Source organism: Yersinia aleksiciae (assembly GCF_001047675.1).
Lineage (GTDB): Bacteria > Pseudomonadota > Gammaproteobacteria > Enterobacterales > Enterobacteriaceae > Yersinia > Yersinia aleksiciae.
In genome coordinates this window covers 1,286,801-1,302,187 of record NZ_CP011975.1, presented here as the reverse complement: position 1 = coordinate 1,302,187, position 15,387 = coordinate 1,286,801, and the positions used below count along the sequence as shown (strand labels likewise).

The window sequence follows — 15,387 nt, the reverse complement described above, 5'->3', positions numbered from 1 at the left end:
GTTACTCTTTTTTAACAAATGATTATTCTTATCGATTTGATTATCATTATTATTTGCTGGGGTTATGTTAGCACGAGTTATTGTGGGAGAGGAGGGGGATTTACTGTTATTCAGTACGGTTAAGTGTTCGGTTCGGTTGATCAGAAAAAGTGCCGTGGCTGCGGTGCAGCCACGCTCACGTCATAGGTGAAATCTATTGGTAATTGATGACTCACTAGAAATTGTATTTAATTCCTAGCATCACCGCAGTATCACTGTAGCCTTTGTTGCCAATTTGCTGGCCAACATTGCCCCAGAGATTGATTTTTTTATTCATCTGACCTTCAATACCGACCTTCAACTCGGCAATATTGGCTGCGCCCTCTTGTTTCACCGTGATGCCGTCCATATTGGTACCGAAATCCTTGGTATTATGTACCCAGTTGGCTTCAACAAACGGCTGGAATACTCGGTCTTTGCCTTTATCCTGCTCGGCGTAACCGTTCATAAAGACTTTTACCCCCAGACGAGTCTGGATATTGCCATTGCCTTCGCCAGAAACGTTCGTGCCGTTGGCTTCTTTATGATCGTCTGCTTTGACGCCCATCCAAGTCACTTGTGCTTTCGGCTGGATAAAGTAGCGGGCGTTTTTCGCCGGATTTTCCCCCACCTTGAAGGTATAGCCACTCTCAACTGAAGCGGTCACCCCTTTGGATTTATACTCTTCGGTATTCAGATACTGGCCATCTACGGTGTTATTAAACCAGCTGTATTGCGCCCAGCTGTCTACATATAAGCCCGATTTATCGGTTTCGTTGGCATACCAAGTGCCATACAGTCCAAGGCTATAGCCGTCGACGGATGCGCGAGCGCTGTAACTAGATAGGCGGGATTCGGTTTTACTTTTACTGTTGCCGTAACCGGCCATCACACCCAGATGGAAGCGGTCCATGTCGTTATTGCTCCACTGGGCAATATCCCCACCCAGTTGCAGCACATAGCGATTGGCCTGCGTCCCCAGTTGGTCTTGGGTATCCCGCGAACGGGTATGGCCACCTTCGTTGCGTAACCACAGGCTGGTCACTTTATGCTCGCCAGTCAGCGCATCAATATATTGGGTTTCACCCAAACGGTCATGCAGACGGGTAACAAACATGTTGTTGACGGCCGCAAGGTTTGCGCTATAGCCACCAGCCTCCGGACGCTCAATCATCTGACTCGGGTCGGGAGTGACTCTTGGGTCAGGAGTCACTCTTGGGTCAGGAGTGACTCTTGGGTCGGGTTGTGGAATCAGTTCCGGCTCGGTCTGAGGATCTGGGATGGGTATAACCGGCGATATCGCACTGGTCAGGTACCAGTTGCTGGCATTGGTTTCCATCCCGCGAGCCAGATAGTAATCATAAGCCCCCGCCACAATACGGCCACTTTTAACAAACTCGCCGTCAGAGTTGCCATTAACCTGTATCAGCTCAATACCGTTCAGGGTCGCCGCACCGCTGCCGCCAACATTGGTCACACTCACCCATGTACTACCGGACGTGTTGCCGTTGACCACCAGTTTATCGGTCGCTGAGGTATCATCATTCAGAACGGTATTGAAATTCAGCAAACCATCATTGCCGATATAATCACCGGTTATGTTCAACATCGCCCCCGGCGCGCCATTAAAGCTCACCACACCCGCGTTGTTCAGGCTGGCGAGGGTTTGGCTGTAACCGGCCAGATCCAACTGACCTGCTGTATCGACGGTGTAGTTAGAGGCAGCACTAAACGTATTTGTCGCCCCTGCCTGCAAGGTCCCTGCGTTGATGGTGGTTGCACCGGTATAGTTGTTTGCCGCCAGCAAACGCGTGGTGCCTCCGGTGAAATGATTCACCGCCACTCTTCCCGTCATCAGTGGTGAAAAATCAATCGCATCGATATGATTAAAATTAACGGTTGCGGTGCCTGCTCCGCCAGTGATTTTGGCGGTATTCAGGGTGCCAGCCAGATTGCCGTTGCCGATATTTAAGGTGCCACTACTGACATTACTACCGCTCGTATAGGTGGCGAGGGTTGTGGTGCTGGCAGAAACGACAGCCTGATCAGCAATGGTCAGCGTGCCATTACCGAATTGACCCACAGTGAGTGCGCCACTGTTATTCCACTGCGCCCCCGAGCCAGAGACTTCGGCAGCGCTCGTCGAAGTGGTCATAACACCGATATAGCCCTGGTTACTGTTGACAATTCCGCCATCACTGACCTTGAGCGTGCCATTACCAGAATAGCCAACACTGAGGGTGCCGCTGTTATCCCATAAGCCGCCATTAGAGACTTCAACTAGGGCCACTGGACTGAGGTTTCTGGCGATCGAAGCCTCGGCATTTCTAACAATACCGCCATCACTGATAGTGAGTTTGCCACTGCCGTAGTAGCCAACCATGAGGCCACCGCTGTTATTCCACTGTGAGCCAGCGCCGGTCACGTCAACCACACCCTCTGAAGTGCTGTTGTAACCAAGATAACCCGATGTACTGCTAACAATGCCGCCATTGCTAATCGTGAGATTGCCTTGAGTGTTGTAACCGGCATAGAGAGTGCCATTGTTATTCCACTCACCGCCATTGCTTACCTCAGCAATGCCGATAGAACCATTATAGTAACCGAGGTAGCTCGCAGTATTGCTAACAACGCCACCATTACTCACTTTGAGGGTGCCAGAGCCAGCATTACCAACAGCAAGGGTGCCGCTGTTACGCCACAGCGATCCGACACCGGCGACGTCGACAATCCCCGTCGAATTGAGGTCTGCGCCGATAGATCCCACGCTACTATTAACCCTTCCTCCATCACTGATCGAGAGCGAGCCATTACCGCCACGGCCAACATAGAGACCTTGCAAGATATTCCACCAACCACCACTGGACACATCAACCGCGCCAGATGAATCGGCCTTGTCGGCGATAATGCCAAGCCCGGTACTATTTACTGTGCTGTTATCGCTAATCGCAAGGGTGCCATTACCATAGAAACCAGCATGAACCGTGACGGTATTCCACGTACCGCCATCGGACAACCGAACGGCACCTGTCGCACTAGCACCGTAGCCAATAAAGCCATCTCCATGACTCACTACGCCACCATCGCTAATTAAAAGCGTGCCATTTCCATTGTAGCCAATGGTGAGGATGTTACCGTTACCGATAGTAAACGCCGACCCACTACCTGACACGTCAAGAAGACCAACGCCATTGAGGAGCCTGCCGATATCAGATGCACTCGAAAGGGTGACACTCCCGCCATCCTTAATCAGTAACGTGCCATTGCTGGTGTTGCCAATCCAGAGGCTATCGTTACTCCAAGGGGAAATTTCCGTAGGTGAAACGATAATGATCTGGTCATTATCAATTGGTACATTCGTAGCAAAAACGTAAGACCCATTCAGGGCTAAACCGGAAAGGGCCGTACAAAAGCATGTTTGACGAAATATGCCTTTCACGCCTGAACGTATTTTCATATAAGTGATTACCTGATGTTAGATTAAGATAAGTGACTAAAAATAATATCTATCTGAGATTTATTGTTTTAAATACACGTAGTGATTACAAAATAAAAAAACTGAAAATTAACAATGCAAATAACAATTACAGTAACCAATGCAAGTAATTATCATTTGAGTTGTTTTGAGGGAGGAGTGATAAGTTAGGATTACAGTACGGAGTCACAATAAGGCTGAATATAAGATACAGAGTGAGGTTGGTGTAGGATGTTTCCTACCTTCATGTTTTATTGCGATTTATCAATTTTAGGTCCTTTAATACAAAAGTAACCCTCATTGGTATAGTCTCTATTTTTATTGATATTTATCAATTTATTTAGAAGTGGCTAATGCAGCAATTTAATTGCTAAATATAAAATAAGTTAATATTTTTTAGCTCTACTAATGACGTAGATCTACTAATTACCTAGCTGTAACGCATAATTATAGAGAGTTGTATCTGATGACTGATACAAGATATCAGCACAATATTATGCGCTGATATCCTAAGATACAATTATGAATAGTGATTCGATGTTATATTTAACCCCAACCTCTTTACCCCTTAAACATCTCTTCAATCCGTGCTAACAAATTACTCGCACTAAAATAATCCAACCGAAAAGTATCATAACCCACCGCATAAACACGGTTGTGCTCAATCGCCGGGATGTGAGCTAAAAACTGATTACTTTTCAATGCTTCAACGGAAGGTTGATCGCCAGAGAACAGTAAAATCGTTTCGCCATTCAGCCCCTCGGCCAGCTTCTCACCACCTAACTGGGTGATATCCTTACGATGCCCCATGCTGGTATTGCCTTTCACGGCATCAGGAACACTGGCTAGCGTGAAGCCCAATTGCTGCAATAATTTCCCCTGCGCTGAGTTTTCTGTCCATAAATTGGCGGTGCTGTTTGCTGCTTGATAGACAAAGGCGGAGGTGGGTTGTGGCGGCAGGGTGATACTCTGTTTTACTTCTTTAAGTCGATTGGCAAATCTATCAATCACTTGCGTTGCATCAGACTCATGACCGGTGGCCTGCCCCAGTACAACCGCTAACTCCTGCCAGCTCTTATCATCGTAATTCATCACCAATGTCGGCGCGATCGTGGATAACTGCTCATACAACTTCAGCGCTGAATCGCCACCTGTAGCGGAAATGATAATTAAGTCTGGGTTCATTCCAGCAACCGCTTCAGCATTCGGCTCAGTTTGATACAGCGGCACCAATTTTTTCGCCTGTGCCACCGCTGACCACTGGGTAAAGAACCCTTGATTATCCGCTACTGTGGTATTGGGGGCAGTGGCGCCGGTGGCAATTACCGGCGCATTGATCGCCAGTAAGGTGCCAGTGATGGTGATGCTGGTGGAGACAATGCGCTTCGGCTGTTGGGTCAAGGTCACTGGGCCTTTTGCCGTCTCCACCGTGCGGGACCATGCTGGCGTCTCTTTCGCTGCCGCTAATGTCTCGGTTTCTTGCGCAGGTTTGCAGCCGGATAACCCGAGAGTGAGTGTCAGGAAACTCAGCAGGAGGAGAACAAAACGAGTTGTTTTGGGTGAAATTAGGGGCACGTATCGGGATATCACGGCATTTCTCTCTCTATTTAATGATGCTGGGCCATAATTTATCACGCCATAAAATGAATGGTAGTAATTATTATTTCGATTGTTATTTGTGATGAGGCGACAAAAAAGAGTCGCCAGAGAGGCGATCTGCAGCATGGTCGATCGGCTGATCTCTTTGAGTTTCAGCATGACTTAAGCCAATTCAGGCAACCTACTGATGCAATATCGACAGTGAATTAAGGGAAACTAACCGCCAGCAATCAAAAAAGTTCGCTGGCGGTTTTCCTTGCGAGATAGCTCAATGTGGCGCTATGCACTTAACCGCATATCAATGAATAAAATTGTCATTCTTCCCACCTTATTTCTTTGCTTAAAAATCGATATAAAAAATAATGTCGATAAATAGATAAATTCTTCTGCATATCGGACCTGATAGTCTTAAATGAATTTTTGTTAGTTTTTTATTTGTTTCGTCTAATCTCATTTAGTGAAGTATTTAATGCTGCCGTTACTGGGGAAGGTAATGACGTATCAGTAACTAAATTAATTGTTCCGTTTATAATCATAATAGTTAATCGGTGTAATGGCGCTGTATTTATATTCAAAATAAGTACATATTCTATAAGAAACACTCAAAGCTGCTAACCAATCCCAGATCAAAATTAGCGATCGTTATTTACATTTTAATAGGTAAAATCAATCAGTTAGTTATTATTGATCGGCTGCTTTGATCTTTTGCATTGTTTTTATGCTATTTTGACGGTTAATTCTGATAATAAGCCTTTTCCTCTACGGGAATTATCAGCGATAAACACCTTGAAATCTCAAGGAAATAAACTAAAAAAATAAAACACAGGGGTATTCCCGTGAATTTTCTAAAACATATCACCATCAGGATGGCGTTATTATCTATTCTTGTTATATTTTTGTTGCTTTGGGGGGGCGTTTCAACCTTTACATTATTTTCACTTAACCAATTGATGCACTCCTTGCAACTGAGTTCCAACCAACAGAAAAACATTAATATTATTAATCGAGGTAATGACCAATATTTCCGAGTGGTAACACGTTTAAGTCGTGCGGCAGCCTATCGTCAAAGTGGGGCAACGGCTGATGCCGATCGTGAATTGGCTTCGGCAGGGGTGGCGCTTAAAAATACTCAGGACGCATTGGCGGCATTTAAGCTGCAAACTCATGAGCCGATGGACCCGTTACTGACGGATAAAACCATCCAAAGCTATTCAACTCTCTTGAGTCAAGGGATTGAACCCATGTTCAAAGCGGTCACTGAAAATAGGTTCGAAGATTATAACAATCTGTTTAATAAGGGGTATCCGCCGTTAAGCCGTGAATTTGGCGCGGCCGTAGAGAAATATAACGCTACCGTCGATGAGGCAACTGAGGCCGCCAGTGTTCGGGTTGAGCTATTGGTCACTTGGTGTGAGCGGGCGCTGATCGCGGCATTAATTGCGGGTTTCATTATTTTGCTATTAACCGATCGCTATATCGTCAACTATCTGGTGCGCCCGCTGGGCGCAATTAAGCAGCACTTTAAGCGGATGGCTGAAGGGCAACTTGGGCGGCCAATGGCTGAGTTTGGCCGCAACTGTGTTGGGCAATTGATCCCCTATTTACGTGAAATGCAAAATAGCTTGGTGAGCACTGTTTCGACTATCCGCAGTAGCACTGATGCTATTTATACCGGCGCAGGTGAGATAGCCGCAGGCAATGCGGACCTCTCTTCGCGTACCGAGCAGCAAGCTGCGGCTCTGGAAGAGACCGCGGCCAGTATGGAGCAGCTTAATGCCACGGTGAAACAGAATGCGGAGAATGCGCATCAAGCCAGTAAGCTGGCAGATAATGCGTCTGTCACGGCACAAAATGGTGGGCGTATCGTCAATGATGTGGTGGCGACCATGAGCAGTATTACCGAAAGCTCGCGGCGTATTGCTGACATCATCGGCGTGATTAACAGTATCGCCTTCCAGACGAATATTCTGGCCTTGAACGCTGCAGTGGAAGCTGCTCGAGCGGGTGAGCAGGGGCGTGGTTTTGCCGTGGTCGCCAGCGAAGTACGTAATTTAGCGCAGCGCAGTGCGCAGGCAGCCAAGGAGATTGAGGGGCTCATTAGTGAATCAGTCTCACGCGTCAATATCGGCTCGAAGCAAGTCTCTGAGGCGGGGGAGACGATGAACAGCATCGTGCAAGCCGTGACCAATGTAACCGACATTATGGGTGAAATTGCCTCTGCCTCCGATGAGCAAAGCCGTGGTATTAGCCAAATTGGTCAAGCTGTCGCTGAGATGGATGGTGTCACACAGCAAAACGCCTCTCTGGTGCAAGAGTCCGCCGCCGCCGCTGCTTCGTTGGAAGAACAGGCTCGCCAACTGACTGATGCGGTTTCGGCGTTTAAGCTTTCGGATAACATGCAAACTGCATAACCATAGTTAAAATAAGGATTATTTTTTAAGTAGTGACACTTTTTCTGTTATAAAATAATAATGTCATTAAACCTCTCATTTGGGCTAAGTGATTAGTATCAATGAGGGGTTTTTTATTTTCAGGCAAAGATATTTTTATAAAAATAATATAATATGTTGATCACCCTAGCTTATAGTAATAAAAAACATATATTCTTCATCAGGTTAAATAATGAATATTACCTATTCCCACAACGTTTTTTCTCTTTTTATGATGCTCATCCCGTCAACTTCTTTCGCTATTAACTGTCAACGGGCAGTAACTCCGGTGGAATACACGGTATGTAGTGATGAGGATCTACATTGGCTAGATCAGACATTCAGTGATATCTATCAAGCGATGCTGGTCAGATATGATACTGAAACAGTGTATCAGCAACAGCGAGAGTGGAAGAAAGCACTGAACAGTTGTACCAGTAATAGTTGTATCCAGCGCGCCTATTTTCAGGGTATCGCATCTATGTCTGATATAGATAAGAATTTTGATTGGAAGGGGCAGTGGTGGAATATCACTAAAGGGAATGACCGAGGTGGGGTTATAAAAATAAACCGGGTTACTGATTGGGGCTTTAGCGTTGATAGCCATGCATGGTCGGGGGAAAATAGCGGTAATTTCAGCGCCGAAGCTCGTAAAATTGAAGGGTTGGCCGTTATAGATGTTATTGATAATACAGCCAATTGTAGATTATTACTGATTCCTGTAAAAGATGGTTCTATTCAGGTACACAGTAATGGTAGCTGGGGATGTCGTATTTCAATGCCCAAAGATGTCTTTATTGATGGGCAATATATTCGGGCAAATAAAGACCCCCGTGAGACGCCAACCTTGCTCTCTATTGGTATTTTTACTCATGTCGACGATGACAAAAAATTTCGTGATTTAGTGGGTAACCATTACGCTCAATTTGTCGCTTCAGCCAATGTCTACATCTATAGCAATGATCTGGATAACCGAGGGGCGAAAGTATTATCGACTTGGGTACGTGGTGCTGCCAATAAACGTGCATCGATAATCATGTATAACCCTAACGGTCAGATATGGGCTGCTTTTGTTGCACCGGAAAAAAACGGTGATTTGCAGATTCACTATTTTACTAATGTCCCTGGCGATCAAAATAAAAGACCAAAAACCATTACGCAATGGCAACAAACTTTTATGGATAACTGATTATTAAAGGGAGGGCCACAGTGTTATTACTTTTACGTCGACACTGTGGCTATTTTTGTCATGACTTGTTGTGAAATAACGTCTTTACTCCAGTGTACCAATCACATTAAGTGCCATATCATCGGGCACTTCATTATAAGACAACACATTTAGCCCATCACAGAATAATCGTGCATAGCGTGCAACCAATGGTCGTAATTGTGGGGTGACTAATAAAATAGGCTGGTGATTCTCTGCCTTCATTTGTTCTTTAATGATGGGCATATTCTGTTGCAGCTGGGTCAGAATATTGGGATCGACGGGGAAATTATCTAAAACAACTTTCCCTGCTTGTTGTGCCTGATTTAGTGAACCTAGTAGCATATTTTCTAGTTCGTGATTGATGGTATAAACCGCCAGATTCTTATCATCGCCATTGATGCCATTAACAATCCCAGTGCGTAACGCGTAGCGCACATCCGCGGTCAATAACAGCGCATCCTTGGTTACATTGGCACTTTCCACTAACGTAGTGGCAATGGTGACGATATCTTTCAGCGAGACATTTTCGATTAATAATTGGCGATACACTTTCAGCAGCTGACTGAAATTAAGTGCGGCAGCCAAATCTTCAGCCAGGCGTGGTGATAGTGATTCAAGCCGTTGGTGTAATTGAGTGATATCGTCATAGTTAAACAGTTCAGATAAATTATCCCGTACCACTTTATTGACATGTGTTGCCACTACACTGGCACAATCAACAATCTGATAACCAAAGTTTAAGGCGTTCGGCTTATCTTGCGGTTCTATCCATACCACTGCCAGGCCATAGGTCGGGTCGATAGTCAGGATACCGTCCACCTCTCCATATTGTTCCGCCGTAGGAATTGCCATCAGTTTATCAATATGAACTTCGCCTCCCGCGACTTTGACGCCATTAATATTGATAGTGTACTGCGAGGGTTTTAAGCGAAAATTTTCTCTCACTTTAACTTCGGGTAATAGAATTCCGCAGGTTTCTGAAATAATTTGCCGTACCCCACGCAGACGCTGGATCAGTGGGCGGCCTTTTGATTCATCGACCAGTGTCACCAGTTTATAACCCAGATTTAAGCCAATGGGTTCCACCACCGGAATATTATCCCAACTGATATTTAGTGAGTTATCTTCAGCGATGGCTTGGTTGAGGGCTGTAAGATCGGGTTCAGCATCTGCTTGCTGAATTTTTTTACCTTGCTGCCAAGCGGCGAACAGGAGTAATCCGGTGAAGCTGAGAAAGGCAAGATGGGGCATCCCCGGCACAATGGCAAGAATGAACATCACAAATGCCGCAGCATATAAGATGGTCGGCTTAGCCAGCAACTGATCTTTAATTTCATCAGTCATATCCCCGCCATCACTGACCCGGGTGACAATAATTGCCGCAGCGGTTGCTAATAACAGTGAGGGAATTTGCGCGACCAAACCATCACCAATGGTCAGCAATACATATAGCTGGAACGACTGGCTGGCACTGAGATCGTATTTAAAAATACCGATACAGATACCGCCGATCACGTTGATCACCAGAATCATAATACCGGCGATGGCATCACCGCGAACAAACTTGGATGCACCATCCATCGCACCGTAAAAATCAGCTTCACTGGCCACTTCTTTGCGGCGTAAACGCGCTTGCTCTTGATTGATTAGCCCAGCATTCAGGTCGGCATCAATCGCCATCTGTTTACCTGGTAAGGCATCCAATGTGAAGCGAGCGGAAACTTCAGAAATTCGCTCAGCACCCTTGGTGACTACCACAAAGTTGATGATCATCAGGATGATAAACACCACGAAGCCAACGACAAAGTTGCCGCCAATGACTACCTGGCCGAAAGCTTCGATGACTTTACCCGCAGCACCAGCCCCCTCATGACCATTGAGTAATACCACTCGGGTCGATGCAACATTTAATGTTAGGCGCATTAAGGTCGCAATCAGCAATACGGTCGGAAATATTGCAAAATCGAGAGGCCGTTTACTGTTTACACTGACCAATAAAACCAATACCGCAAGGACAATATTAAAGGTAAATAAAATATCCAATACGACTGGCGATAGAGGCAAAATAACCATTGCCAGCACACAGAGTATTAATATTGGCACAGTGACATGTGTCTCTTTCAGCACATGAGCAATATAATTAAGTTTATTTTTCATCATGGAATTTCTGCATCTCTTTGGGAATGCCAAGGCGGGTATTTAATACCGGTTTGTGAGCCTGTCCCTCGCGCCAGGACTTAATCTGCATTACATAGGTAAGCACCTGAGCAATAGCGCGATAGAGTTGGGCTGGAACCTGTTGGTTAACCTTGGTTGTATGGTAAATAGCTCGAGCTAAAGGAGGAAATTCAACAATTTCAATATGGTGTGTTTTAGCAACGCTCCGAATATATAAAGCGATATCATCTTTCCCTTTAGCAACAATATAGGGCGCACTGGCTCTCTCTGGAGCGTATTTCAAGGCAACCGAGAAATGAGTTGGATTGGTAATAATCACGTCAGCATTAGGGACGGATTTATTAATTTGCCCCATTGCATATTGTCGTTGCAACTGACGAACCTTGGATTTTATCTCTGGGTTCCCTTCATTACTTTTGTGTTCTTGTTTGACCTCCTGTTTGGTCATTTTCATTTTTTTGGTGAAAAGATAGGTGCTCAACGGAATATCAATGACAGCAAAGATTGCGATAATGGTAATGAAATAAACTAAGATGCCGTGATATAGGGAGAAACCGTCAGTGATCGCTTCCTGTAAGGGCAGTGCCTGTAAACGCAACAAGTCTGCCAGTGAGTTGATGACCATAATATAGAGTGTGAAAAGTATAATGCTGCACTTGGCCAGCATCTTCAGCACTTCAGTCCCATTACTGGCGGAAAATATTTTTTTAATACCGGCCAGCGGACTGAGTTTTTTAAAGTCAGGGACTAATTTTACTGGCGCGAAATTCCACCCCCCAGGAATTAAGGTTGCCAATATAGTAGCCAGCGGAATAGGGGCCAGCGTGACTAAAAATTTGAAAAAAATATGGATATTAGTCAATAGCAGCTGTTCCAACGCTGCGGGATCATCGATCCTGCCTGCCATACGGCCAACGGCCAAAAATGACTCACGAATCAACTCATTGTAATAGGGTAAAAATACCGTCAACGTGATCAACGAGGTGACTAATCCGGCAGCCATGGTGACGTCTTTTGAACGTGGAATATCCCCCTTCTTTCTGGCCTTGGTCAGTTTGCCTGAGGTTGGCTTTTCACTTTTTTCTCCGCTGCTCGCCGACATCAGTACACCTTCATCCGCTCAAGTTGCGTCAGGATCTCGTTGGTCAGATTGAGATAGTGGTCTGGCACATTGATTGCCAATAACAACAGACACAACAGGCCGAACAGCATGCCGATTGGAAACCCAAGGGAGAACAGATTCAGAGTAGGTGAAATGCGATTCAGTAAACCAAAGGATCCTTGAACGATGAGCATGATAAAGGTGGTTGGCAGTGCCAGCAGGGTAGCGGATGACATGATCCAACCGAGACTTAGTGCTAGCGAACGCAGTGAAAAATCATTGATAGCCTCACCCATTGGCCAGCTAACAAAACTTTTGTACAGAATGGTGACCAGTAATAAGTGCCCATCCAAGGTGAAAAAGATCAATGCGCTGAAAACATAGATGATTTGTGAAACCACCGTCGTCGAGGCTCCGCTGGCCGGATCGTTCATCACCGCCATACCCAATCCCATATTCATGGATAAAATTTGGCCTGCAGCTTGCAGTGCGGTAAAAGCCAATTGCAGCATCGAGCCAAATAGCCAGCCCCACAGAATTTGCTCGCCGGTCAGTAAAAGCGAGTTTATCGACAGCAACTCGCCAAGCACGACGGGCTGGCTCAACATCGGCGTGATTAGCGCCGCCAGCAGTAATGCGGTGCTAATTTTCGCTTTGCGGGTAAATGCCCGATGCTGAATAACGGGGCAGAAATGCAAAAATGATAAGATCCGGACAAAAGGCAGCCAGAGGGCAAACAGTGGGGTTGTCAGCGTTTGAATATCGATTCCCATCGGCATTTACCCAACCAACTGTGCAGCTTGCTGGAAAATGTTAACGGTGAAGTCACTCAGTTTGGTAATCATCCATTTGCCAGCAAAGATCAATACCAGCATGGTCATCACCAACCGAGGCAGGAAACTGAGTGTTTGTTCATTAATCTGCGTAGTAGCCTGAAAAATACTCACCAACAGCCCAGTTAACAAACTGGGGATGATGGCGACGACAGAAATGATCAACACCAGTTGCAGCCCGGCAGCAATGATATCTCCGGCAATATCAGTGGTCATCATGCTATATCCCCTGCACGCTGGCAGTTAGCGTGCCCACGATCAATGTCCAGCCATCGCATAAGACAAACAGCATCAATTTAAACGGCAAAGAGACAATTAGCGGTGACAGCATCATCATGCCCATCGCCATCAAAATACTGGCGACAATCAGGTCGATCACCAAAAACGGAATGTAAATCATGAAACCTATCTGGAAGGCAGTTTTTAACTCGCTGAGAATATAGGCGGGCGTCACCACCGTCAGATCTTGCTGCTGTGCATCACCTGTGGTTTGAGCAATTCCCATCATCTGTTCCAGCGATTTGCTACTGGTCTGCGCGAGCATATAGTTCTTGAGCGGTACTTCTGCTCGGCCTAGCGCTTGCGGCAAGGTGATTTCATCATTTTGGAAAGGAATGACGGCATCCTGATGGATCTTGGTCCATACCGGCCGCATCACTAAAAGGGTTAGGGCCAGCGCAATCCCGGTCAGCACTTTATTGGGTGGGCTCTGTTGCAAGCCCAGCGCTTGACGCAATATCGCCAGCACGATAATAAAGCGGGTGAAGCAGGTCATCATCAGCATCATAATGGGCAACAAGCCGAGCAACGTCATCAGGATCAAGATTTCAATTTTGACGTTATAATCTTGGCCGCTTGCTGTTTGTGCGGTGCTGAACAGGGTGATCCCCCCCTCCTGTGCCAGGAGAAGAGGGGAATACAACAAGCCGCTGAATAACAATCCACTGCATAACAATCCGCGGCACAACATTCCGCTGCACAATAATCTACGAATCGAGAGGCCATAACTCACAACGATGGGGGGCATAGCTTGCAGGCGGTTTAAGATCATAGCGCGAGCTCACCCAAACCTTGACTATTGAAGCTGATAATACGAAGGCCGTACTTCTCATTGACCACAACCACTTCAGCCTGACCGAGCATGATGCCATTGACTTTGACATCCAGCGGTTCGCCAGCCAGCTTATCTAACTCAATGACTGAATCACTATTTACTGTCATCAATTCAGAAAGGGGGATATCCACCGAAGCGACTTCTAGCGTCAAGGTGACAGGAATACGGCTGAACAGTGATATCTTGCGTTTTTGCTCATGCAGGCTGTTATCCACTGCCGCGGGCAACTCAACGGCTTCGACAGGCCGTGCCGTACTTGTTTCTGGCTCTTCCATTGAGAAGTTAAAGTCCAGATCATTGCTGAGTTCAATTGATTGGTCAGTCATGGTTTATCTCGTTAGTTTTGTCATTAAATTCAGATAAAAATAGCTTGCCGCGGCTCTCGGTGACGACGGCAGTAAATAAAGGTCGTTTGCCAATAAATACAGGAAATCGCTCTGGTAGTGAGGTGAAAATAATATCGCCCTCTTTTAACTCCATCAGCTCATGAAATGTTAATTCACTGCAACTTACTTGACTGGTAAGTTGAACAGGCAACTTATTGATCAGCAGATCAAATTGCTCCATTGATAGTGTTTGTACTTTTTTCTTATCCTCTTTGCGTTTGGTCCTGAGTGTATTGAGAAGCCGATCTACGTGAGGAAGGTCAATCAGAAGTGTAAAACCACAATGCTCAAAATCCTTCAGCCAAAAATCCATGCGATATGACCAATTGATTATTGGTGCCGAAGTACTATTTTTTATCGCTAATGGTTCGCCAAAAAATGGTTGATTAAGAATCAGATCAGTTATCTCAAGGCTTAGCTTGTTTTTTAATCTTTCTTCAGTTTTTGTTATGGGGAAACTCCCCACAGATGAAATAGTGTTTTTCTCTTTCGTTAAACCATAGTAGTCATTCAGGATATTCAGTAACAGGGTGCGGTCGATATCAAATGCGATGTTGCCTATTTGGCTGGAGAGCAACTGTGCATTTTTATAACTACAATCTGTTTTAAACTTGATGTCTGATAGCGTAATGTTAATTCTATATTTTCGTAAGAAATAGAGGCTGACTTCAGTCTCGATAATAGCAAAGTAATCACCCACTATTTTGGGTATTTTATGATAAGGACGCCCCAGCTTATTAATGTCAAGAGGCATTATATCTGGTAGCGAGTCACTGCTGTGAACTCTTACTTTAGCTTTGTTTTTCTGCATGATTTATCCAAAATTCCAGTCCGACTAATTCGCCTCATTTTTCGTCAACGGTTATGAGGAGTGTTCCTGTATTAATGCTATTGAGCCATGTTGATTACAGAGTATAAATCTACATATTTGCCAATATTAAGTTAACTAATATGCTGCTTAAGCTTCGCATAAGGGTGTGACTTAAGTTTTCATCGGGCGTAAATTAAACCTTTTATTACAAGTCAGTACAATAGTTATTTGT

11 protein-coding genes are annotated in these 15,387 nt (G+C 45.4%); 2 read left to right on the top strand and 9 right to left on the bottom strand.

What is annotated here, in order from left to right:
* Nucleotides 1–214 precede the first annotated feature (214 nt).
* A complete protein-coding gene (locus tag ACZ76_RS17930; protein ID WP_053082169.1) occupies nt 215–3,475 on the bottom strand; it encodes an autotransporter outer membrane beta-barrel domain-containing protein in 3,261 nt (1,086 codons plus the stop codon).
* Nucleotides 3,476–4,054: 579 nt separating this feature from the next.
* The gene (gene fepB, locus ACZ76_RS06000) at nt 4,055–5,068 is read right to left on the bottom strand and encodes a Fe2+-enterobactin ABC transporter substrate-binding protein (RefSeq protein WP_390621177.1); all 1,014 of its coding nucleotides are present in this window, start codon (nt 5,066–5,068) and stop codon (nt 4,055–4,057) included.
* A gap of 860 nt (nt 5,069–5,928) precedes the next feature.
* Between fepB and ACZ76_RS05995 the strand changes: the two genes are divergently transcribed.
* On the top strand, nt 5,929–7,503 hold the full coding sequence (locus ACZ76_RS05995) for a methyl-accepting chemotaxis protein (protein ID WP_048617715.1): 1,575 nt from the start codon (nt 5,929–5,931) through the stop codon (nt 7,501–7,503).
* A gap of 211 nt (nt 7,504–7,714) precedes the next feature.
* On the top strand, nt 7,715–8,710 hold the full coding sequence (locus ACZ76_RS05990) for a lysozyme inhibitor LprI family protein (RefSeq protein ID WP_048617713.1): 996 nt from the start codon (nt 7,715–7,717) through the stop codon (nt 8,708–8,710).
* 84 nt (nt 8,711–8,794) lie between these two features.
* Here ACZ76_RS05990 and ACZ76_RS05985 read toward each other — a convergent pair whose 3' ends face one another.
* The 7 genes from ACZ76_RS05985 to ACZ76_RS05955 all read right to left on the bottom strand — a co-directional run bounded on the left by ACZ76_RS05985 (nt 8,795) and on the right by ACZ76_RS05955 (nt 15,155).
* On the bottom strand, nt 8,795–10,891 hold the full coding sequence (locus ACZ76_RS05985; protein ID WP_048617712.1) for a flagellar biosynthesis protein FlhA: 2,097 nt from the start codon (nt 10,889–10,891) through the stop codon (nt 8,795–8,797).
* Complete coding sequence (flhB, locus tag ACZ76_RS05980) at nt 10,878–12,011, bottom strand: flagellar type III secretion system protein FlhB (protein ID WP_048617709.1); 1,134 nt, start codon at nt 12,009–12,011, stop codon at nt 10,878–10,880. The genes ACZ76_RS05985 and flhB overlap by 14 nt, the downstream gene beginning before the upstream one ends.
* Nucleotides 12,011–12,784, bottom strand: coding sequence for a flagellar biosynthetic protein FliR (fliR, locus tag ACZ76_RS05975; RefSeq protein WP_048620203.1), 774 nt, complete (start codon nt 12,782–12,784; stop codon nt 12,011–12,013). Before fliR ends, flhB begins: the two co-directional genes overlap by 1 nt.
* 6 nt (nt 12,785–12,790) lie before the next feature.
* Nucleotides 12,791–13,063 (bottom strand): flagellar biosynthesis protein FliQ, encoded by a 273-nt coding sequence (gene fliQ / locus ACZ76_RS05970; protein WP_048617708.1) that lies wholly within the window; start codon nt 13,061–13,063, stop codon nt 12,791–12,793.
* Between the two features lies 1 nt (nt 13,064).
* The gene (gene fliP / locus ACZ76_RS05965; protein WP_048620202.1) at nt 13,065–13,814 is read right to left on the bottom strand and encodes a flagellar type III secretion system pore protein FliP; all 750 of its coding nucleotides are present in this window, start codon (nt 13,812–13,814) and stop codon (nt 13,065–13,067) included.
* A 77-nt stretch (nt 13,815–13,891) separates the two neighbouring features.
* Nucleotides 13,892–14,284 carry a flagellar motor switch protein FliN gene (fliN, locus tag ACZ76_RS05960; protein WP_048617705.1) on the bottom strand — a complete coding sequence of 131 codons (393 nt, stop codon included), beginning with the start codon at nt 14,282–14,284 and terminating at the stop codon, nt 13,892–13,894.
* A complete protein-coding gene (locus ACZ76_RS05955) occupies nt 14,277–15,155 on the bottom strand; it encodes a FliM/FliN family flagellar motor switch protein (RefSeq protein ID WP_048617703.1) in 879 nt (292 codons plus the stop codon). Before ACZ76_RS05955 ends, fliN begins: the two co-directional genes overlap by 8 nt.
* Nucleotides 15,156–15,387: the final 232 nt, after the last annotated feature.

Excerpts from the sequence above, each read along its gene's own strand:
- ACZ76_RS05955 (WP_048617703.1), bottom strand. The coding sequence starts at position 15,155 with ATGCAGAAAAACAAAGCTAAAGTAAGAGTTCACAGCAGTGACTCGCTA.
- fliN (WP_048617705.1), bottom strand. The coding sequence starts at position 14,284 with ATGACTGACCAATCAATTGAACTCAGCAATGATCTGGACTTTAACTTC.
- fliR (WP_048620203.1), bottom strand. The coding sequence starts at position 12,784 with ATGGGAATCGATATTCAAACGCTGACAACCCCACTGTTTGCCCTCTGG.
- ACZ76_RS05990 (WP_048617713.1), top strand. The coding sequence starts at position 7,715 with ATGAATATTACCTATTCCCACAACGTTTTTTCTCTTTTTATGATGCTC.
- ACZ76_RS17930 (WP_053082169.1), bottom strand. The coding sequence starts at position 3,475 with ATGAAAATACGTTCAGGCGTGAAAGGCATATTTCGTCAAACATGCTTT.
- fliP (WP_048620202.1), bottom strand. The coding sequence starts at position 13,814 with ATGTTGTGCCGCGGATTGTTATGCAGTGGATTGTTATTCAGCGGCTTG.
- fliQ (WP_048617708.1), bottom strand. The coding sequence starts at position 13,063 with ATGATGACCACTGATATTGCCGGAGATATCATTGCTGCCGGGCTGCAA.
- flhB (WP_048617709.1), bottom strand. The coding sequence starts at position 12,011 with ATGTCGGCGAGCAGCGGAGAAAAAAGTGAAAAGCCAACCTCAGGCAAA.
- ACZ76_RS05985 (WP_048617712.1), bottom strand. The coding sequence starts at position 10,891 with ATGATGAAAAATAAACTTAATTATATTGCTCATGTGCTGAAAGAGACA.